Consider the following 19,420-nt stretch of genomic DNA (forward strand, 5'->3'; position numbering starts at 1 on the left):
CGCTCGGACAACCCCCTCTCCCTCAGGGAGAGGGTTGGGGTGAGGGTCGCTGGGGAAGAGCTGCGCTGTGCTCAGCGCCAACCTACGAAAGCTGCGCCAGGGCCTCGATGCGGGCTTGCTTGAGGGCCTCGCCCAGGGCGGCACCCTTGAAGCCCTGGGCGACCAGCGGCTGGACCGCGACCCCGCGCACTACCTCGGCCGCCTGACGCAGCAGCGCCAGCGGTGGCTCGCCCTCGGCGGGCCTGACCGCTGCGGCACAGGCGCAGGCCTGGAGGAACTCCTCGAAGCGCGCCGGGCGGCGCAGCACGTCGAAGCCCTGCAGCAGCTCGAACCAAGCCTCCGGGGTCAGCTGTCGGGCCTGCAGCGCCGTGGGCCAGTGGCGCGCCAGCAGCAAGGCCAGCTCGGCGGGATCGCGTGGCACCTTGAGGCGGGCGTTGAGGGCGGCGTGCTGCTCTTCCGGTACGTCCAGCAGCAGGCAGGCCCAGCGCACGTTCAGCGAGGCCTGGACCTCGGCGCTCTGGCGCAGGATGGCATAGACCCGGGCACCCGGCTCGGGCTGCTCGCCGGCGAAGCTGGCAGTCACCTCCGGCAGCAGCGCGGCCAGGGCGCCGCAGTTGTGCAGCACCCGAATGAAAACATCGGGTCGCTCTTCGAGCAGGGCGCGGGAGATTTCCTTCCACAGTCGTTCGGCGGTCAGGGCATCCAGCTCGCCACTGGCGACCATGTCCTGCATCAGCAGCAGCGTCTCGGGCGCCACCTGGAAACCCAGGCTGCAATAGCGGGCGGCGAAGCGGGCGACCCGCAACACGCGCAGCGGATCTTCGGCGAAGGCGGGAGAGACGTGGCGCAACAGGCGCGCCTGGAGATCCGCGCGTCCACCGTAGGGATCTATGACCTGGCCATCGTCGTCTTCGGCCATGGCGTTGACGGTGAGATCGCGGCGGATCAGATCCTGCTCCAGGGTGACATCGGGCGCGGCATGAAAGGTGAAGCCGCCATAGCCACGCCCGCTCTTGCGTTCGGTGCGGGCCAGGGCGTATTCCTCGCCGGTCTGGGGATGCAGAAAAACCGGGAAGTCGGCGCCCACCGGGCGATAGCCCTGGGCAGCGAGGGCTTCGGCGGTGGCACCCACCACGACCCAGTCGACCTCCGTTACCGGGCGACCGAGCAGGCGATCCCGTACGGCACCGCCCACCTTGTAGATTTGCATAGAAAAAGACCTCCTTTCGGAGGTCTAGGATAGCCCGAAAGATTGGCTCGGCTCAGATCGGCGAAGCCAGATCCAGACGCCGGTCGTGATCGCGGCTCTCGTGGCGGGGTGGAACCTGGAAGCTCTGGGCCACGTCGTCGCCCCTCATGCTTTCCAGGCGGATATCGAAACCCCAGAGTCGGTGCAGGTGCTTGAGCACCTCGTCCGTGGAGTTGCCCAGCGGCTTGCGGTCATGCTGGAAGTGGCGAAGGGTGAGCGAACGATCGCCACGCCGATCGACATTCCAGATCTGCACATTGGGCTCGCGATTGCCCAGGTTGTACTGGGCGGCGAGTTGCTCGCGGATCAGCCGATAACCGCCGTCGTCGTGGATGGCCGCCACTTCCAGTTCGTCGCGCTGGTCGTCATCGAGGATGCTGAACAGCTTGAGGTCGCGGATCACCTTGGGCGAGAGGTATTGCAGGATGAAGCTCTCGTCCTTGAAGCTCTTCATGGCAAAGGTGACGGTGGCCAGCCAGTCGCTGCCGGCGATCTCGGGGAACCAGCGGCGGTCTTCGTCCGTGGGGTCCTCGCAGATGCGGCGGATGTCGCGGAACATGGCGAAGCCCAGGGTGTAGGGGTTGATACCGCTGTAATAGGGGCTGTCGAAGCCCGGCTGGTAGATCACCCCGGCGTGGGATTGCAGGAATTCGAACATGAAGCCTTCGGTGACCAGGCCCTCGTCGTATAGATCGTTGAGCAGGGTGTAGTGCCAGAAGGTGGCCCAGCCCTCGTTCATCACCTGGGTCTGGCGCTGGGGATAGAAGTACTGGGCGATCTTGCGCACGATGCGGATCACTTCGCGCTGCCAGGGCTCCAGCAGCGGCGCGTGCTTTTCCACGAAATAGAGGATGTTTTCCTGAGGTTCGCTGGGGAAGCGCGCCCCTTCGTCGTGGGCTTCCTTGCCGGCCATCTTGGGAATGGTCCGCCAGAGGTCGTTGACCTGGCGCTGCAGCTGCTCCTCGCGCTCCTTCTGCCGCTGGCGTTCCTCGGCGGCGGAGATGGGATAGGGCCGCTTGTAGCGGTCCACCCCGTAGTTCATCAGCGCATGGCAGGAATCCAGCAGTTCTTCCACGGCATCGATGCCATGGCGTTCCTCGCACTGGGTGATGTACTGCTTGGCGAACACCAGGTAGTCGATGATGGAGCTGGCATCGGTCCAGGTGCGGAACAGGTAGTTGCCCTTGAAGAAGCTGTTGTGGCCGTAGCAGGCGTGGGCGATCACCAGCGCCTGCATGGTCATGGTGTTCTCTTCCATGAGGTAGGCGATGCAGGGATCGGAGTTGATCACGATCTCGTAGGCCAGCCCCATCTGGCCGCGGCTGTAGTGCTTCTCGGTGTGGAGGAAGTGCTTGCCATAGGACCAGTGGTTGTAGCCGATGGGCATGCCGACGGAAGCGTAGGCGTCCATCATCTGCTCGGCGGTGATCACCTCGATCTGGTTGGGATAGGTGTCCAGCGCATAGCGCTTGGCGATCCGGGCGATCTCCCGGTCATAGGTCTGGATCAGCTCGAAGGTCCATTCCGAGCCGGTGGAGATGGGCTCACGTTTCATGACACGAGTCTCCGCTGGAACAGTTCGCGGAACACGGGATAGATATCCCCCGCCGAGACGATCTGCTGCTGCGAGAAGGAATCCGGGAAGCTGCCCCGGACGTTCTCGTATTCGTACCACAGCGCCTGGTGCTCGCGTGGGGTGATTTCCACATAGGTGTAGTACTGCATGAACGGCAGGATCTGCTTGGTCAGGATCTCCCGGCAGATGGGCGAGTCGTCGTTCCAGTTGTCGCCGTCGGAGGCCTGGGCGGCATAGAGATTCCATTCGTTGACCGGATAGCGCGCGGCCATGACCTCCTGCATCAGCTTGAGGGCGCTGGAGACGATGGTGCCGCCGGTTTCGCGGGAGTAGAAGAACTCTTCCTCGTCCACTTCCTTGGCGCTGGTGTGGTGGCGGATGAACACCACCTCGATGCGCTCGTAGTTTCTCTTGAGAAAGAGGTAGAGCAGGATGTAGAAGCGCTTGGCGATGTCCTTGGTCGCCTGGGTCATGGAGCCGGAGACGTCCATCAGGCAGAACATCACCGCCTTGGAGCTGGGGCTGGGCTGCTTGGAGAGTAGGTTGTACTTGAGGTCGAAGGTGTCGAGGAAGGGCACCTTGTCGATACGCGCGCGCAGCCGTTCGATCTCGGCTTCCAGCGCCTGGATGTCACCGAGGTTGTCGGGCTCCTCCACCCGCAGCCGCGCCAGTTCGGCCTTGGCCTCGCGCAGCTTGTTGCGGCTGCCGCCGGAGAGGGCGATGCGCCGGGCATGGGAGGCACGCAGGGTGCGGATGATGTTGATCCGGGCGGGGTTGCCCTCGTTGCTGATGCCGGCGCGGACCGTCTTGAAGGTGTCGGTGCCGGTCAGCTGCTTCTTGACCAGGTTGGGCAGCTCCAGATCCTCGAACATGAAATCGAGGAATTCGTCCTGGGTGATCTGGAAGGCGAATTCGTCCATGCCTTCGCCGCTGTTGCTGGCCTTGCCCTGGCCCTGACCACCGCCGCCGCCCTGGGGCCGCGGGATGCGCTCGCCGCTGACGAATTCCTTGTTGCCCGGATGGACGATGGTCTGGCGTCCGCCCTTGCCCTGGTACAGCGCGGGTTCGTCGATGTCGCGGGCAGGAATGCTGATCTGCTCGCCGTGCTCCATGTCGGTGATGGAGCGCCGACTCACGGCTTCCTCGACCGCCTTCTTGATGTGCTCACGATAACGCCGCAGGAAACGCGTGCGGTTCACCGTGCTCTTGTTCTTGCCGTTTAGACGCCGGTCGATGACATAACTCATACAGGCCCTCCGGGCTATTGCAGGACGCCACGACGACGCGGCAGGCGCGTCGTCGCGGGTTCAGCCTCAGGCTGCCTTACTGCGACTTGCGTACCCGTGAATACCACTCGGACAGCAGTCGCACCTGCTTCTCGGTGTACCCGCGCTGGACCATGCGGGTCACGAAGTCGCTGTGCTTCTGCTGGTCTTCCTTGCTGGCCTTGGCATTGAAGCTGATGACCGGCAGCAACTCCTCGGTGTTGGAGAACATCTTCTTCTCGATCACCGCACGCAGCTTCTCGTAGGACAGCCAGCTCGGATTCTTGCCGTTATTGTTGGCACGGGCGCGCAACACGAAGTTGACGATCTCGTTGCGGAAATCCTTCGGATTGCTGATGCCGGCGGGTTTTTCGATCTTTTCCAGTTCCTCGTTGAGGGAGGCGCGATTGAGGATCTCGCCGGTTTCCGGATCGCGGTATTCCTGGTCCTGGATCCAGAAGTCGGCATAGAGCACATAGCGGTCGAAGATGTTCTGGCCGTATTCGCTGTAGGACTCGAGGTAGGCGGTCTGGATCTCCTTGCCGATGAATTCCACGTAGCGCGGCGCCAGGTATTCCTTGATGAATCTCATGTAGCGCTCGCGGGTCTCGGCCGGGAATTGCTCGGCTTCGATCTGCTGCTCCAGCACATAGAGCAGGTGCACCGGGTTGGCCGCGATCTCGTTGGCGTCGAAGTTGAACACCCGCGAGAGGATCTTGAAGGCGAAGCGGGTCGAGAGGCCGTTCATGCCCTCGTCGACCCCGGCGCTGTCGCGGTATTCCTGGATCGACTTGGCCTTGGGATCGGTGTCCTTGAGATTCTCGCCGTCATAGACGCGCATCTTCGAATAGATGTTGGAGTTTTCCGGTTCCTTGAGGCGCGAGAGCACCGAGAACTGGGCCAGCATCTTCAGGGTATCCGGCGCGCAATGGGCGCTGGCCAGGGAGCTGTTGACCAAGAGCTTGTCGTAGATGTGGATCTCGTCGGAGACGCGCAGGCAGTAGGGCACCTTGACGATGTAGATCCGGTCGATGAAGGCCTCGTTGTTCTTGTTGTTGCGGAAGGTGTGCCACTCGGATTCGTTGGAGTGGGCCAGGATGATGCCGCTGTAGGGCAGGGCGCCGAGGCCTTCGGTGCTGTTGTAGTTGCCTTCCTGGGTCGCGGTCAGCAAAGGGTGCAGGACCTTGATCGGGGCCTTGAACATCTCCACGAATTCCATCAGGCCCTGGTTGGCCCGGCACAGGGCGCCGGAATAGCTGTAGGCGTCCGCATCGTTCTGCGGGTATTCCTCCAGCTTGCGGATGTCCACCTTGCCCACCAGCGCGGAGATGTCCTGGTTGTTCTCGTCGCCCGGTTCGGTCTTGGCGATGGCGATCTGGTTGAGGATGGAGGGGTAGAGCTTGACCACCCGGAACTTGCTGATGTCGCCGCCGAATTCCTGCAGGCGCTTGGCCGCCCAGGGCGACATGATGCTGCGCAGGTAATGACGGGGGATGCCGTAGTCCTCTTCGAGGATCTGGCCGTCTTCGTCGGGATTGAACAGCCCGAGAGGCGATTCGAATACCGGCGAGCCCTTGATGGCGTAGAAGGGGATCTTCTCGATCAGGTGCTTGAGTTTCTCCGCGAGGGACGACTTGCCGCCGCCCACCGGGCCGAGCAGATAGAGGATCTGCTTCTTCTCTTCCAACCCCTGCGCCGCATGGCGGAAGTAGGACACGATCTGTTCGATGCAGTCTTCCATGCCATGGAAGTCGGCAAAGGCCGGATAGCGGCGGATGACCTTGTTGGAAAAGATGCGCGACAGGCGTGAATCACTGGTGGTGTCCACCAGTTCGGGTTCGCCGATGGCCATGAGCATGCGCTCGGCGGCACTGGCAAAGGCGGTACGATCCTTCTTGCAGATCTCAAGGTATTCCTGAAGGGAATACTCTTCCTGGCGAGTCGCTTCAAAACGCCCCTGGAAGTGACTGAAAATGCTCATGACGTCTCCTCGCTGGATACCCTGGACCAGCTTGGAATCGATGCCTGGAGCCTTGCCTTGCTGCCGGTGGGGAGCGGTCATGCCGGGCGACGAAAGATAACGTCTCTAATACCTTCGCGGTCGTCTTGCCTAATCGATCCTTACACGCCTGCAGAATTAGGGGCGGGTTTCGAGAGACGCACGAAGGAGACCGATGGAAACGGTCCCCCTGGAATTCCCCCGAATCTCCAGTGGTTACACCGATGGTCCAAAGCCGGTTATCGAGCCCGCCGTTTCCGGAGGGCCTGATTCCAGAATAGTCCTATCTGCGAGATGTGGAAGAGCCAATTCGGTTTATTCTTGTAACGACAGCGTCAATCGGCTGTGCTAGAGGCCCGCTCAGGCCTGGCCGCTGGCGGTCTCGTCGGGATAGCGGGTGCGCCAGTTTTCGAAGCCGCCGTCGACGCTGTAGACCTGGCTGAAGCCCTGGCCGGCCAGGAAGGCGGCCGCACTCTGGCTGGAGTGACCGTGGTAGCAGAACACCAGCAGCGGCGCGTCCAGATCGGCGGCGGCTATGAAGTCGTGGATGTTCTGGTTGTCGAGCCGCTGCGCCCCGGCGACGTGCAGGGAGGCGTAGCTGTGCGGATCGCGGATGTCGACGATCTGGGCGCCCTGGCTGCGCAGCTCCAGGGCCCGCTCGGGGGAGATACAGGTGAATTCGCTCATTTCTTCTCCTTGCAACTGCAGAGATGACGGCGGTTGCCGTCGACGTCGAGCAGGGTCATGTCGCCGCCCCAGACGCAGCCGCTGTCGAGGGCCTCGACATTGGGTGCTGCGCAGCGACCCTTGAGCGCGGCCCAGTGGCCGAACAGGATGCGCACGTCGCGGGTCAGCCGGTGCTCATGGCTGAACCAGGGGGCGAAGCCGGCCGGTGCGCTGTCCAGGCCTTCCTTGCTCTTGAATTCCAGACGACCTTCGGCGCTGCAGAATCTCATGCGCGTCAGGTAGTTGGTGATCAGGCGCAGGCGTTCCTGGCCTTGGAGATCATCTTGCCAGAGCGCCGGCTCGTTGCCATACATCTGCTCGAGAAAGGGCACATGGGCCTGGTCATCGCGCAGCACGGCTTCCACTTCGCCGGCCAGACTCAGCGCCTGACCCAGCGTCCACTGCGGCGGCAGGCCGGCGTGGACCAGCACGCAATTGCGCTCCGCATCTTGCTGGATCAGCGGCAGATGGCGCAGCCAAAGCAGCAATTCGTCGCGATCGGGGGCGGCGAGGATGTCGCTCAGGGTGTCCTGTTTCTTCAGCCGGGCGCCGCCCAGGGCCACCGCCAGCAGGTGCAGGTCGTGGTTGCCCAGGACGCTGACCAGCGAATCGCGCATCGCGTACAGGTATCTCAGGGTTTCCAGGGACTGAGGTCCGCGGTTGACCAGATCCCCTACCAGCCAGAGGCGGTCCTGCGCAGGATCGAAGCGGACCTCGTCGAGGAGGCATTTGAGCGGGTCGAGGCAACCTTGCAGATCGCCAACGGCGTACAGCGTCATCGGGACTCCTAGTGCAGCGAGCCGGGTACGGCCAGGCGGAAGGTGGGGATGGCGGCTTCGAAGAGATGGCCATCGCTGGCGACCATCTGGTAGCTGCCCCTCATGCTGCCGACCTGGGTCGGCATCAGGGTGCCGCTGGAGTAGCTGTGGGTTTCGCCCGGGGCGATCAGCGGCTGTTCGCCCACCACGCCCGGTCCGCGCACTTCCTGCGCCTCGCCATTGCCATCGGTGATGATCCAGTGGCGGCTGAGCAGCTGCGCCGGGAGCTGGCCGTCGTTGCGGATGCTCACGTCGTAGGCGAAGGCGTAGCGCTCCTGGCTGGCACTGGATTGCTCGGGCAGGTAGCGGGTGGTGACCTGCACGGTGATGAGATAGCGCGGATCGGGCTCGGTCACGGGAGAATTCTCTGCGGAGGCGGGTGGAAAGGCTTCAGCTGGACGCCAGCTGGTTGGCCAGGCGCACATAGGCGGCCAGGTCCAGCTGCTCGGGGCGCAGCCCCGGATCGACGTCGGCGGCCTCGATGGCGGCGCTGTCCAGGGTACCCTTGAGGGTGTTCCTGAGGGTCTTGCGGCGCTGGCCGAAGGCCTCGCGGACGACGCGCTCCAGCAGCACCGGATCGCGGGCCACATGGGGCCGCTCGGTGTGGGGCACCAGGCGCACGATCGCCGAATCCACCTTGGGCGGCGGATTGAAGGCGCCTGGACCGACGTTGAACAGGTGCTCCACGCGGCAGTGGTACTGCACCATGATCGACAGCCGTCCCCAGTCGCCATTGCCCGGCACCGCGGCCAGGCGTTCCACCACTTCCTTCTGCAGCATGAAGTGCATGTCGGCGATGATGTCGGCGAAGCTGAGCAGGTGGAAGATCAGCGGCGTGGAGATGTTGTAGGGCAGATTGCCCACCACCCGCAGTCGATCGCCGGCGGCGATGCTGGAGAGGTCGTATTTCATGGCGTCACCCTGGTGCAGGGTGAACAGCGGATTGAGGCCGAACTTGAGTCGGAGCAGGGGAATCAGGTCCTGATCCAGCTCGATGACGTCGAGCCGGGCGCCGCTGCCGAGCAGGCCCTCGGTCAGGGCGCCCTGGCCCGGACCGATTTCCAGCAGGCGCTCGCCGGATCGCCCGTGGATGGCGCGCAGGATGCGATGGATCACCCCGGCGTCGTGCAGGAAATTCTGGCCGAACCTCTTGCGGGCGCGGTGTTGGTAGAGCTCGGTCATCAGGTGCTCCGGCGCAGGCAGCGGGCCTGCGATTTCAAGACGGCAAAGACCCACCAGTTTAGCAGACCCTTGGCCGTCACCGGAGCGCTCAGAGTCTCTTCATAACCTGCTGCGCGTCGGCCAAACTGCGTTGAAAAGACCTTCGGAATGCTCATTTACCATTCGTAAACTCCGCTTCCTCAGGGCTTTTCGCCTTGTTTGGCTCTAGCTCGCGAGGTTATGAATAGCCTCTTAGGTCACCGAACGGCGATGGGCCGCCATGCTGTAGGCGGTCTCCAGGGCCACCTTCAGACTGCCGGTGTCGATGCGTCCGCTGCCGGCCAGGTCGAGGGCGGTGCCATGGTCGACCGAGGTGCGGATGATCGGCAGGCCCAGGGTCACGTTGACCGCCGCGCCGAAACCCTTGTGCTTGAGCACCGGCAGGCCCTGGTCGTGGTACATGGCCAGGACGGCATCGCAGTGCTCGAGGTGCTTGGGGGTGAAGAGGGTGTCGGCGGGCAGCGGTCCGACGAGATCAAGGCCTTCGGCGCGCAGGCTGTCCAGCGCCGGCTCGATGATCTCGATCTCTTCCCGGCCCAGATGACCGCCCTCGCCGGCATGGGGATTGAGACCGCAGACCAGGATGCGCGGCCGGGCCACGCCGAAATAGCGCTGCAGATCGCCATGCAGGATGCGGGTCACGTCCAGCAGCGTCTGGTGGTCGATGGCATCGGCCACTTCGCGCAGCGGCAGGTGGGTGGTGACCAGGGCCACTCTCAGGCCGGCGGTCGCCAGCAGCATCACCACCTGCGGGGTGTGGGTCAGTTCGGCGAGGAATTCGGTATGGCCGGAAAAGGCCACGCCCCCGTCGTTGATCACGCCCTTGTGCACGGGCGCGGTGATCATGCCGGCGAAGGTGCCGTCGAGGCAGCCCTGGCCGGCGCGCGTCAGGGTGTCCAGGACATAGGCGGCGTTGGCGGTGTCGAGCTGGCCGGTCACCACCGGCGCACCCAGCGGGGTGTCCCAGACATAGAGGGCACCGGCGGGTGCCGGGCGGTCGGGCCAGGCCGCGGGGGCGACCTTGATGAGCTCGATGGCGAGTCCCAGTTCGAGCGCGCGGGCGGCCAGGAGGTCGCGGCTGGCGATGGCGATCAGGGCGTGGGGCTGGGCCACGCGGGCCAGCAGCAGACAAAGGTCGGGACCGATACCGGCGGGCTCACCGGGGGTCAGGGCGAAGCGCAGGGCCATGGCGGGCTCCGGAAACAAGAAGGCCGCAGGGGGTGCCTGCGGCCTCGGGGTTACTGCTTGATCTCGACGTAGGCTTCGTCGCGGATCTGCCGCAACCAGGTCTGCAGCTCCTGGTCGTACTTGCGGCTACGCAGGAGATTCAACGCCTGCTGCTCGCGGGCCTGCTGGGTATTGTCGGTGGCCCGACGACCCAGGACTTCCAGGATGTGCCAGCCGAAGGCGGTGCGGAACGGCTGCGACAGCTGGTTGACCGGCGAGTTGTTCATGACCTCGCGGAATTCCGGGACCAGGGATTCCGGATTGATCCAGCCCAGGTCGCCGCCATTGAGCGCCGAGCCCGGATCTTCCGAGAAGCTCTTGGCCAGGGTGGCGAAGCTCTCGCCGTTCTGGATGCGCTCGCGCAGGCGCGCGGCCAGACGCTGGGTCTCGGCATCGCTGCGCACGGCATTGGGCTTGAGCAGGATGTGCCGGACGTGCACCTCGTCGACGATGCTGGCCTCGCCTCCGCGCTTCTCTTCCACCTTGAGGATCACGAAGCCGCCAGGTACGCGCACGGGCTGGGTGATGCCACCGACGCCGACACTGCCGATCAGGCGGTCGAAGGGCGGGGGCAGTTGGGCAGCCTTGCGCCAGCCGATCTCGCCGCCGTCGAGGGCGTTGTCCCCGGCCGAGCGGGCGATGGCCAGCTGGTTGAAGTCGGCGCCCTGACGCAGCTGGTTGTAGGTGTCCTGGGCCTGGCGCGCGGCGGCGTCGAGACCGGCATTGCCGGCGTTGTCGGCCACCGGGATCAGGATGTTGGCCAGCCGGTATTCTTCGGACAGCTGCAGCTTGCCCAGGTCCGAGGCGAGGAAGTTCTGCACCTCCTGCTGGGTGACCTGCACGCGCTGACCGACCTGGCGCTGGCGCACCCGGCTGATCATCATCTCGCGACGGACCTGCTCGCGCGCGGCATCGTAGGAGAGACCGTCGCGGGCCAGGGCCTGGCGGAATTCGGCCACGCTCAGGCCATTGCGCTGGGCGATGGTGGCGACGGCCTGATTGAGTTCCTCGTCGGAGATCTTCACGCCCATGCGGCCGGCCAGCTGCATCTGGATGTCTTCCAGGATCAGCCGCTCGAGCACCTGCTGGCGCAATTCGCTTTCCGGCGGCGCCGCGGCGCCGCGGCGGGTGATGTTCTGCTTGACCTCGTTGAGTCGCTGATCGAGCTGGCTCTGCATGACCACGTCGTTGTCGACGATGGCCACGACCTTGTCCAGCGGTACCACGGCAGCCTGAGCCAGGGGGGTGAGGGCGAGCGCCGCGCCCAGGGCGAGCGGGCGCAGGGCGTTACATAGCTTGGTCTTCACGTTCACGATAGCCTTGAATGCCTCTGTCCAGGAAGCCTTCGGTCTTGCCGCCGAAGACGTTGCCGAGTCCCTTGAGCACGATCTGCAGGAAGATCCCGCGATCGGCTTCGGAGCTCTGGGCGGTGTAGAAGACGTCGTCTTCGCTCTTGAGCCAGTAGCGGCTGATCAGGCGCAGCTTCCAGCAGCAGTTGTCGTACTCGAAGCCACCGAAGGCTTCCAGGGTACGGCTCTTGTTGTAGTCGAACTGCCAGCGGGCGATGGCGGACCACTGGGGTACGATCGGCCAGATGAAGGAGATGTCGTGCTGGTCGACCTTGTAGTCGTCGCTGTTGTAGGTGAAGCGGCCGAAGTTCGGATCGAACACCCGGACGTTGTCACGATAGCGATAGCCGACGTTGAGGATCTTGCCCGGCTCGGCTTCCGGCTGGTAGTGGAACATGACGCTGCCGGAGTCGGTCTGGTGCAGGGTCGGATCCCAGTTGAATTCGCCGTTCACGCGCCAGTCGCGGTTGAAGCGATACATGCCGGCCAGGGCATAGGGCGAACGCGAGGTGGTGGCCTGGGGATTGTCGATGTTCTGACCCAGGCTGCGGGCATAGGCCAGGTCGTCCTTGGTCAGGCCGGGCAGCTGGACATCGCGGTCGCGGAAGTAGAACAGCTGGCCGAAGCTGACGTTGGCGCGCTCGAAGCCGTTGGGCTCGATGAAGCGGCTGGTGGCACCCAGGGCCAGCTGGTTGGCGTCGCCGATGCGGTCGCGACCGGTGAAGCGGTTGTCGCGCCACAGCGAGCTGTAGCTGAAGGTGTATTCGCCGGTATCGAACACTGGCAGATCGTCTTGGTCGCGATAGGGTACATAGAGGTACTTGGCGCGGGGTTCCAGGGTCTGCTTGCCGCCTTCGCCGAACAGATTCGAGGTGCGGTCGAAGTAGAGGCCGCTGTCGAGACTGAAGATCGGCACCGAACGGGTCGGGCTGTCGTTGAAGCTGGTCACGCTGGAGCCGGCCGAGGCGCGACGACCACCGCCGACCAGCGGCGAATTCAAGTCATTCTGGCCGGTGCTGTCCAGGTCGAGGTCGTAGCGGGTGTAGGCATAGCGCACCGACGGCGTCAGGAAGCCCCAGGACGCGGTCATCGGGCGGGCGATGCCCGGCTCGACGTGGTAGCGATTGCCTTCGGCGCGGGTCAGGCCGAAGAGATTGACGTCCGGGCGGTTGCGCACGTTGGTGCGATTGCCGTTGTCGTCCAGGTCGAAGTAGGTGTTGTCGTCGAAGCTGCGGGTGAAGCGCACCGCCTCGGTGTCGTAGGTGAAGTCCAGGCCGCCCGGGTTGTAGGGCAGGGCGCCGGTCAGGGTCAGCTGTGGCAGGCGGTTGTAGGGCGTCACGTCGGAGACCGTGGCCAGCTGGTAGGCCTGGGCGTTGAGGCCGGCGACAAAGGTGTCGCCACGGTAGGTCAGGCGGCCCTGCTGGTTGACGTAGGTCGGCTTGTTGATGCCGAGGTCGGTGTCCAGGTCCTGGAAGTAGTAGGGATCGCTGATGCGGGTGTAGTCGACCTCGGCCATCAGGCGCGAATCCAGGCCGCTGCGGTTCTTCCAGCCGTACAGCCAGCGGTTGTCGGTGGCTTCCGGTTCGCCCTCGTGCTCCGGATCGGTGTCCTTGAGGTAGGAACCGTAGACCTCGCCTTCGCTGCTGCGGGTCAGGTAGCGGAAGTCACCCTCGGTCTGCAGGCCATGCTTGGCCATGTAGCGCGGATAGAGGGTGGCGTCATAGTTGGGCGCCAGGTTGAAGTAGTAGGGCGTGGTGATCGCGAAGCCGGTGTCGCTGGAGGTGCTGATCGAGGGCGCCAGGAAGCCGGACTGCCGACGGTCGTCGATCGGGAAGTAGATGAAGGGCGTATAGAGGACCGGAATGTCCTTGACCCGTAGCGTCGCGTTGGTCGCATAACCCAGGCCGGTGGCCGGGTTCAGGGTCACGGTGTTGCCCTTGACCTGCCAGGCGTTGCTGCCCGGTTCGCAGGTGGTGTAGGTGCCATCCTTGAGGCGGATGATGGCGTCGTCGCCACGCTTGGCATAGAGCGCGCTGCCGCGGGCGCGGCTCTGGTGCATGACGAATTCGGCGTTGTCGACCTGGACCTGGCCGTTGTCCAGCTGCAGATCGGCCTTGTCGCCGACCATCAGCAGGCCGTTGTCGCGGAATTTGACGTTGCCCTTGAGCTCGCCGCGATTCTCCAGCTGGTGCAGGTTGGCTTCCTGGGATTCCACCTGCATGCCGCCCTGCCGCAGTACCACGTCGCCGGCCAGGGTGGCGACCTGCTGCTCCTGCTCGTAGCGCGAGGCCTTGGCCGAGACGTAGGTCGGGGCCTTGGACGTCGGGGTGTCGTCGTACATGCCCGGGCGCTGCGGCTCGACATAGGCGCCACTGCAGTAGGGGCCGGTCTCGGCCAGCTGGGCCGGGGTCAGCTGATCGCGCGGGACCCAGTCCAGGTGACTGTAGTCGGCGCTGCGGGACTTGAGGGCACGACCCTTGCTCTCGGTCACCAGCACGGCATCGTCGCCCTTGCGGGCGGCCGGCTCGGCGGCGACGCCCTGGGTCTCGCCCTTGCTGGGACGGGGCGGGATGGCCGCGGTCGGTGCCTGGGTGTTGCACGACCAGCCACCACCGGCGCCGGCACTGCAGCTGAACTGCTCGGCGGGTGCGGCGATAAGGGCGGTGACGGGCTGCATGGCGAGCAGGCTGCCGGTTACCAAGAGGGGGAATTTTCTGCGAAACGCGGGGGTTTTCACGGCCATCCTTAAAGTCGTCCTGCACGCCGGCCATTAAGGGGCCGCGGCCTCTCGATGGGCTCAAAAAGATAGCGGATAATAAAACATGACCTGCGCATCGGCTAGGGCCGGGGGATCCGCTGTAAATGACTGAAGATGTTCGCTTAAACCAGATAGAAGACTGGCTGACCACCGTTCTACCGGAAATTTTCCGGGAGCAGGCCTGGGGTGAGGTGCCCGCGGGCAGCCTGACCGCGGCCAGCAGCGATGCCAGCTTTCGCCGTTATTTCCGCTGGGCGGGCGAGGGCCGCAGCCTGATCGTGATGGATGCGCCGCCGCCGCAGGAGGACTGCCGTCCGTTCGTCCAGGTGGCCGCGCTGCTGGCCGCCGCCGGGGTCCATGTGCCGCGCATCCTGGCCGAGGATCTGGAGCGGGGATTCCTGCTGCTGAGCGACCTCGGCACCCTGACCTACCTGGAGGTGATCAATGCGGCCAATGCCGACGATTATTTCCAGGCGGCCATCGACGCCCTGCTGGCGTTTCAGGGCAGGCAGCCGACGAACGGCAGCCTGCCGCTCTACGACAGGGCTCTGCTCGCCCGCGAGTTGAGTCTGTTTCCGGAGTGGTACGTGGGCCGCGAGCTGGACACGACCTTGAGCGCCAGCCAGCTCGATCGCTGGCAGGCCATCTGCGAGGTGCTGATCGACAACGCCCTGGCGCAACCCCAGGTGTTAGTCCATCGGGACTTCATGCCGCGCAACCTGATGCTCAGCACGCCCAATCCGGGGGTGCTGGACTTCCAGGATGCGGTCATCGGCCCGGTGACCTATGACATCACCAGCCTGTTCAAGGACGCCTTCCTCAGCTGGCCGGAGCCGCTGGTGCAGCGCTGGCTGCTGGGCTACTGGGAGCAGGCCCGCGCCGCCGGCATTCCGGTGCAGGCCGAGTTCGCCGATTTCCAGCGGGCCTCGGACCTGATGGGCGTGCAGCGCCATCTCAAGGTAATGGGCATCTTCGCCCGCATCTGGCACCGCGACGGCAAGCCGCGCTATGTCGCCGACACCCCGCGCTTTCTCGCCTATATCCGTACCGTGGTGGCGCGCCGCCCCGAGCTGGCCGACCTCGGCGCCTTGCTCGACGAGCTGCATGCCGAGCGGGCCGAGGCATGAAGGCCATGATCCTGGCGGCGGGCAAGGGCGAGCGGATGCGACCCCTGACGCTGAGCCTGCCCAAGCCGCTGATCGAGGTGAACGGCCGGCCGCTGATCGAGCACCACATCCGGGCCCTGGCGGCGGCGGGCATCACCGAGCTGGTGATCAATCACGCCTGGCTGGGCGCCCAGCTGGAAGCCGCCCTAGGCGATGGTAGTCCGCTGGGGGTCGCCATCCGCTTCTCCCCCGAGGGTGAGCCGCTGGAAACCGGGGGCGGCATCTTTCGCGCGCTGCCGCTGCTGGGCAGCGCGCCCTTCGTGCTGGTCAACGGCGACATCCGTACCGACTTCGCCTTTGGCAGCCTGACCCTGCCGGCCGGTTGCCTGGCGCATCTGGTGCTGGTCGACAATCCGCTGCATCACCCGAGCGGCGACTTCGGCCTGGTGGACGGGCGGATCACCCTGGACGCCCCGGAGAAGCTCACCTACAGCGGCATCGCCGTGCTTCATCCGCACCTGTTCGCCAGTTGCACGGCCGGAGCCTTCAAGCTGGTGGACGTGCTGCGGCCGGCCATTGCCGCCGGGCAGGTCTCGGGCCAGCGACTGGACGGTCGCTGGGTGGACGTCGGTACCCTGGAGCGGCTGGCGGAAGCGGAGCGGCTGTTCGAGGCGGCTTCTTGAAGATCTGGTTCTGGCCGCTGACGCTGCTGGGTTTCCTGGCCGGCTGGGCGGTGGCCAGCATTCCCGGTGCGCTGCTGGTGGCGCTGCTCGCCCATGCCGGCGAGCGGCAACTGGGACTGACCTCCCTGGCGGGCTGGAAGGCGCGCTGGCAGGGGCGCCCCGGGCGCTTCGAGCACCAGGCGCAATTCCAGATGCTCGGCCGGCTGGCCAAGCGCGGCGGGCGGGTGCTGACCGCCCACATCCGCCAGGCCGAAGGCGAGATCGAGCGTCTGGGGCTGGGCGCCGACGACCGCAAGAAGGCCATCGCCGCCTTCGAGCAGGGCAAGGGTGGCACCCTGCCGTCGACGGCCGATCTGCAGCGCCTCAGCGAGCGCAGCGAAGGCATCCTGCGCGCCTGCTGGCGCATGGTCTGGATCAGCGGCAGCGTGCGCCCCGGCGATCGCGACGAGATCCTCGGCTGGGGCCAGGCGATGGGCCTGGCCCCAGCCGAGGTGCTTGCCTTGCAGCCACCGGTACAGACGGCGCCACGCCAGCCCAGCAACGAAGAAAAGTATCGCAAGGCGCTGCAGTTGCTCGGCGTCACCGATGACGCCGACGCCGCCACGGTCAAGCAGGCCTATCGGCGGCTGCTCTCGCGCCATCACCCCGACAAGAAAGCCGGCGCCGGGGCCGGCCAGTCGGCGGTCTATGCCGCTGCCCAGCGCACCGCCGAGCTGCATGCCGCCTACCAGGTGATCAAGACGCGGCGGGGCTTCCGCTAGCGGCCGGTGGCAGCCGATCCAGCCAGGCGCGCAGGCGACGGACGGTCTGTTCCTGCTCGGCGGCCCGGTCGCCGGGAATCACCGGCAGATCGATCTGCCGATAGCCCTTGTTGGCCTTTTGCGCCGCGCGTTCCTTGCGCCGCTGGGCGGCCGCTCCGGGGGCGTGCACCAGATCGGCGATCTGCAGGTCGGTCTTGCCCATGGTGGCGTCCAGCCGCGGCGGCATGCCCTGGGGTTCGCGGGCGTCGATGAGCACCAGTTGCTTGACCTCGGCCGGTTCCTTTTCCGCCAGATAGCGCGCCGCCCAGTAGGCGCCGGTGCCGTGACCGACCAGCACGATGGGGCTGGCGCCCTGTTGCAGCGCCAGGTCGATGCCGGCGGCGATCCGCGCCAGTACCCGGGTGGCCTGGGCATTGGCCGCGGCTTCGGGATCCACCGGTGCGACCGCCGCCTGGGCCGGTTCGCCGCTGCCGGCTTCGGCCTGGGTCGGGGCGGCGGGCGCCGTACCGCTGCCGCCGGTCACCGGCGGTGCCGCCTGCTCACTGTTGGCCTGGGCGTCGGTGTCCGCCGGCGCGGTGTCCCGCTCGATCGCCACCACGGGGTCATAGGGATCGGGCAGGCTCAGGCTGATGGTCTGCCAGCCGAAGGTGGGCAACTGCTGGCGCACGGGCGCCACCACATTGGGCCAGTCGGCCGATTCGCCATCGCCCGGCACCAGCACTACCGTTCCTGCCGCCTTGGCCCGGGCGGCGGGCATCAGCAGGGCGAGAAAGGATTCGTCGCCGGCCTGCAGGGTCTTCTGCTGCTCGGCGGGCAGTTGCCGCATCAGCGCCTGCTGCTGCTCCTGGCTGCGCTCCAGCGCCGGGGCCACGGCGGCCGGCGCCGCCGGCGTTTCCGGTGCCGGGGTGGGCGCCTCTTCGGCAAGCACCGGGGCGGCAAGGCCGAGCAGGAGGAGGCAGAGCGGCAGCAGGGCGGGCGACGACATCGACGGGAATCCTCGACAGGGGGACGGTTGACCCTGGCGAGCCTACCGCCGTTCGCCCCGTCGGGGCAGCGGGAACGCCCGAGCCGCAGACGGATCTCCGTTACAATACCGCCACTTAACCTTCGCCGAGGCTATCCCATGCAACCCTTCGCCATCGCCCCCTCGATCCTGTCCGCCGATTTCGCCCGCCTGGGCGAGGAGGTCGACAAGGTCCTCGCCGCCGGTGCCGACATGGTCCATTTCGACGTGATGGACAACCACTATGTGCCCAATCTCACCATCGGCCCCATGGTCTGCAAGGCGCTGCACAACTACGGGGTGACCGCGCCCATCGACGTGCACCTGATGGTCAAGCCGGTGGATCGCATCATCGGCGATTTCATCGAGGCCGGCGCCACCGACATCACCTTCCACCCCGAGGCCTCCGAGCACATCGATCGCTCGCTGCAGCTGATCAAGGACGGCGGTTGCCGGGCCGGCCTGGTGTTCAATCCGGCCACCTCGCTGGATGCCCTGAAGTACGTCATGGACAAGATCGACATGGTGCTGCTGATGAGCGTCAACCCCGGCTTCGGCGGCCAGAGATTCATTCCCGGCACCCTTGACAAGCTGCGCGAGGCGCGCGCCCTGATCGACGCCTCCGGCCGGCCGATCCGCCTGGAGATCGATGGCGGGGTCAACGTCAAGAACATCGGCGAGATCGCCCGTGCCGGGGCCGACACCTTCGTCGCCGGCTCGGCCATCTTCGGCCAGCCCGACTATGCCGCGGTGATCCAGGCGATGCGCGCCGAACTGGCCAAGGCCCGCTCGGTATGAGCGCTCTGGTACGCCTCGGTGGCGGGCATCCGCCCGCCCTGGTGATGTTCGACCTCGACGGCACCCTGCTGGATTCGGCGCCGGACCTGGCCGCCGCGGTGGATGCCATGCTCGAACGCCTGGGCCGCGCGCCGGCGGGGCTGGACAAGGTGCGGCTGTGGATCGGCAATGGCGCCCGGGTGCTGGTACGCCGAGCACTGGCGGATGACATGCGGCATGACGCGGTGGACGATGCCGCCGCCGACGAGGCCCTGGCGCTGTTCATGGCGCTCTATGGCGGCAGTCACGCCCTGACCCGCGTCTATCCCGGCGTGCTGGACAGCCTGGCGCTGCTGCGCACCCTGGGCGTGCGCCTGGCGGTGATCACCAACAAGCCGGAGCGCTTCGTCGCGCCGCTCTTGGCCGACATGGGCCTGGGCGACTTCGACTGGATCGTCGGTGGCGATACCCTGCCGCAGCAGAAGCCCGATCCGGCGGGCCTGCTGTGGGTCATGCAGCAGGCGGGGGTGGCGGCCGGCCAGGCGCTGTTCATCGGCGATTCGCGCAACGACATCCGCGCCGCCCGCGCCGCCGGGGTGCGCTGCGTGGCCCTGAGCTACGGCTACAACCATGGCGAGCCCATCGCCAGCGAGCAGCCGGATCTGGTCGTCGACGATCTGCGCGAACTGTTCATCTAGCACGCCGAGGTGGCCGGCCGGTTGCCATGCCGCGCCGGCTAGGCTAACGTGGCCCTTCAACCCCCGCCCCAAGAGCAAGAGATCGCATCGTGGTGGTCACCCGCACAGGCTCCTCGCGAGCATGGATGAAAGTCATCAAGGCCCTGGCCCGTTGGCGCTGGCGCGCCTGATTTCGTCCCTGCCGGTATCAGACCGGCACGCTGT

Annotated in this window: 16 protein-coding genes and 1 pseudogene; 5 read left to right on the forward strand and 12 right to left on the reverse strand. The window is 65.8% G+C overall.

Annotation, left to right across the window (positions count from 1 at the left end; genetic code table 11):
* Window positions 1-82: 82 nt before the first annotated feature.
* From PSK12I2_RS0104780 to PSK12I2_RS0104830, 11 genes are all read right to left on the reverse strand, one after another.
* Entirely contained in the window at window positions 83-1,210 is a 1,128-nt protein-coding gene (locus PSK12I2_RS0104780; protein WP_027597512.1) for a multifunctional CCA addition/repair protein, read from the reverse strand.
* A gap of 52 nt (window positions 1,211-1,262) precedes the next feature.
* Window positions 1,263-2,804 (reverse strand): SpoVR family protein, encoded by a 1,542-nt coding sequence (locus tag PSK12I2_RS0104785; protein WP_027597513.1) that lies wholly within the window; start codon window positions 2,802-2,804, stop codon window positions 1,263-1,265.
* On the reverse strand, window positions 2,801-4,072 hold the full coding sequence (locus PSK12I2_RS0104790; RefSeq protein ID WP_007159743.1) for a YeaH/YhbH family protein: 1,272 nt from the start codon (window positions 4,070-4,072) through the stop codon (window positions 2,801-2,803). Before PSK12I2_RS0104790 ends, PSK12I2_RS0104785 begins: the two co-directional genes overlap by 4 nt.
* Before the next feature lie 76 nt (window positions 4,073-4,148).
* On the reverse strand, window positions 4,149-6,071 hold the full coding sequence (locus PSK12I2_RS0104795) for a PrkA family serine protein kinase (protein WP_007159742.1): 1,923 nt from the start codon (window positions 6,069-6,071) through the stop codon (window positions 4,149-4,151).
* Between the two features lie 378 nt (window positions 6,072-6,449).
* The gene (gene glpE, locus PSK12I2_RS0104800) at window positions 6,450-6,776 is read right to left on the reverse strand and encodes a thiosulfate sulfurtransferase GlpE (protein WP_027597514.1); all 327 of its coding nucleotides are present in this window, start codon (window positions 6,774-6,776) and stop codon (window positions 6,450-6,452) included.
* Window positions 6,773-7,594, reverse strand: coding sequence for a symmetrical bis(5'-nucleosyl)-tetraphosphatase (locus tag PSK12I2_RS0104805; protein ID WP_027597515.1), 822 nt, complete (start codon window positions 7,592-7,594; stop codon window positions 6,773-6,775). The genes glpE and PSK12I2_RS0104805 overlap by 4 nt, the downstream gene beginning before the upstream one ends.
* Before the next feature lie 8 nt (window positions 7,595-7,602).
* Window positions 7,603-7,989 carry a Co2+/Mg2+ efflux protein ApaG gene (apaG, locus tag PSK12I2_RS0104810; protein ID WP_007159739.1) on the reverse strand — a complete coding sequence of 129 codons (387 nt, stop codon included), beginning with the start codon at window positions 7,987-7,989 and terminating at the stop codon, window positions 7,603-7,605.
* Between the two features lie 34 nt (window positions 7,990-8,023).
* Window positions 8,024-8,815, reverse strand: coding sequence for a 16S rRNA (adenine(1518)-N(6)/adenine(1519)-N(6))-dimethyltransferase RsmA (rsmA, locus tag PSK12I2_RS0104815; protein WP_027597516.1), 792 nt, complete (start codon window positions 8,813-8,815; stop codon window positions 8,024-8,026).
* 231 nt (window positions 8,816-9,046) lie between these two features.
* Window positions 9,047-10,042 (reverse strand): 4-hydroxythreonine-4-phosphate dehydrogenase PdxA, encoded by a 996-nt coding sequence (gene pdxA, locus PSK12I2_RS0104820; protein WP_027597517.1) that lies wholly within the window; start codon window positions 10,040-10,042, stop codon window positions 9,047-9,049.
* Window positions 10,043-10,092: 50 nt separating this feature from the next.
* The gene (locus PSK12I2_RS0104825; protein WP_027597518.1) at window positions 10,093-11,388 is read right to left on the reverse strand and encodes a peptidylprolyl isomerase; all 1,296 of its coding nucleotides are present in this window, start codon (window positions 11,386-11,388) and stop codon (window positions 10,093-10,095) included.
* On the reverse strand, window positions 11,369-14,173 hold the full coding sequence (locus PSK12I2_RS0104830) for an LPS-assembly protein LptD (RefSeq protein WP_027597519.1): 2,805 nt from the start codon (window positions 14,171-14,173) through the stop codon (window positions 11,369-11,371). Before PSK12I2_RS0104830 ends, PSK12I2_RS0104825 begins: the two co-directional genes overlap by 20 nt.
* 119 nt (window positions 14,174-14,292) lie before the next feature.
* Here PSK12I2_RS0104830 and PSK12I2_RS0104835 point away from each other — a divergent pair, with 119 nt between their 5' ends.
* From PSK12I2_RS0104835 to PSK12I2_RS0104845, 3 genes are read left to right on the forward strand one after another with little or no spacing between them, the layout of a single operon-like run.
* A complete protein-coding gene (locus PSK12I2_RS0104835) occupies window positions 14,293-15,315 on the forward strand; it encodes an aminoglycoside phosphotransferase family protein (protein WP_027597520.1) in 1,023 nt (340 codons plus the stop codon).
* Window positions 15,312-15,977, forward strand: coding sequence for an N-acetylmuramate alpha-1-phosphate uridylyltransferase MurU (gene murU / locus PSK12I2_RS0104840; protein WP_027597521.1), 666 nt, complete (start codon window positions 15,312-15,314; stop codon window positions 15,975-15,977). The genes PSK12I2_RS0104835 and murU overlap by 4 nt, the downstream gene beginning before the upstream one ends.
* Window positions 15,974-16,738, forward strand: a complete 765-nt coding sequence (locus PSK12I2_RS0104845) for a DnaJ domain-containing protein (protein ID WP_027597522.1) — start codon at window positions 15,974-15,976, stop codon at window positions 16,736-16,738. The genes murU and PSK12I2_RS0104845 overlap by 4 nt, the downstream gene beginning before the upstream one ends.
* Here PSK12I2_RS0104845 and PSK12I2_RS0104850 read toward each other — a convergent pair.
* Complete coding sequence (locus PSK12I2_RS0104850) at window positions 16,713-17,723, reverse strand: DUF3530 family protein (protein ID WP_027597523.1); 1,011 nt, start codon at window positions 17,721-17,723, stop codon at window positions 16,713-16,715. The genes PSK12I2_RS0104845 and PSK12I2_RS0104850 overlap by 26 nt on opposite strands.
* 138 nt (window positions 17,724-17,861) lie before the next feature.
* Here PSK12I2_RS0104850 and rpe point away from each other — a divergent pair, with 138 nt between their 5' ends.
* Window positions 17,862-18,539, forward strand: a complete 678-nt coding sequence (rpe, locus tag PSK12I2_RS0104855) for a ribulose-phosphate 3-epimerase (RefSeq protein WP_027597524.1) — start codon at window positions 17,862-17,864, stop codon at window positions 18,537-18,539.
* A pseudogene (locus tag PSK12I2_RS0104860) lies at window positions 18,536-19,386 on the forward strand (phosphoglycolate phosphatase). The gene rpe and the pseudogene PSK12I2_RS0104860 overlap by 4 nt, the downstream one beginning before the upstream one ends.
* Window positions 19,387-19,420: the final 34 nt, after the last annotated feature.

This window comes from Pseudomonas sp. MOIL14HWK12:I2 (assembly GCF_000510745.1).
Taxonomy (GTDB): Bacteria; Pseudomonadota; Gammaproteobacteria; order Pseudomonadales; family Pseudomonadaceae; genus Chryseomonas; species Chryseomonas oryzihabitans.

Bases quoted from the DNA above. Each gene is read 5' to 3' on its own strand.
- PSK12I2_RS0104780 (WP_027597512.1), bottom strand. From the start codon at position 1,210: ATGCAAATCTACAAGGTGGGCGGTGCCGTACGGGATCGCCTGCTCGGT.
- PSK12I2_RS0104785 (WP_027597513.1), bottom strand. From the start codon at position 2,804: ATGAAACGTGAGCCCATCTCCACCGGCTCGGAATGGACCTTCGAGCTG.
- PSK12I2_RS0104790 (WP_007159743.1), bottom strand. From the start codon at position 4,072: ATGAGTTATGTCATCGACCGGCGTCTAAACGGCAAGAACAAGAGCACG.
- PSK12I2_RS0104795 (WP_007159742.1), bottom strand. From the start codon at position 6,071: ATGAGCATTTTCAGTCACTTCCAGGGGCGTTTTGAAGCGACTCGCCAG.
- glpE (WP_027597514.1), bottom strand. From the start codon at position 6,776: ATGAGCGAATTCACCTGTATCTCCCCCGAGCGGGCCCTGGAGCTGCGC.
- PSK12I2_RS0104805 (WP_027597515.1), bottom strand. From the start codon at position 7,594: ATGACGCTGTACGCCGTTGGCGATCTGCAAGGTTGCCTCGACCCGCTC.
- rsmA (WP_027597516.1), bottom strand. From the start codon at position 8,815: ATGACCGAGCTCTACCAACACCGCGCCCGCAAGAGGTTCGGCCAGAAT.
- pdxA (WP_027597517.1), bottom strand. From the start codon at position 10,042: ATGGCCCTGCGCTTCGCCCTGACCCCCGGTGAGCCCGCCGGTATCGGT.
- PSK12I2_RS0104830 (WP_027597519.1), bottom strand. From the start codon at position 14,173: ATGGCCGTGAAAACCCCCGCGTTTCGCAGAAAATTCCCCCTCTTGGTA.
- PSK12I2_RS0104835 (WP_027597520.1), top strand. From the start codon at position 14,293: ATGACTGAAGATGTTCGCTTAAACCAGATAGAAGACTGGCTGACCACC.
- murU (WP_027597521.1), top strand. From the start codon at position 15,312: ATGAAGGCCATGATCCTGGCGGCGGGCAAGGGCGAGCGGATGCGACCC.
- PSK12I2_RS0104850 (WP_027597523.1), bottom strand. From the start codon at position 17,723: ATGTCGTCGCCCGCCCTGCTGCCGCTCTGCCTCCTCCTGCTCGGCCTT.
- rpe (WP_027597524.1), top strand. From the start codon at position 17,862: ATGCAACCCTTCGCCATCGCCCCCTCGATCCTGTCCGCCGATTTCGCC.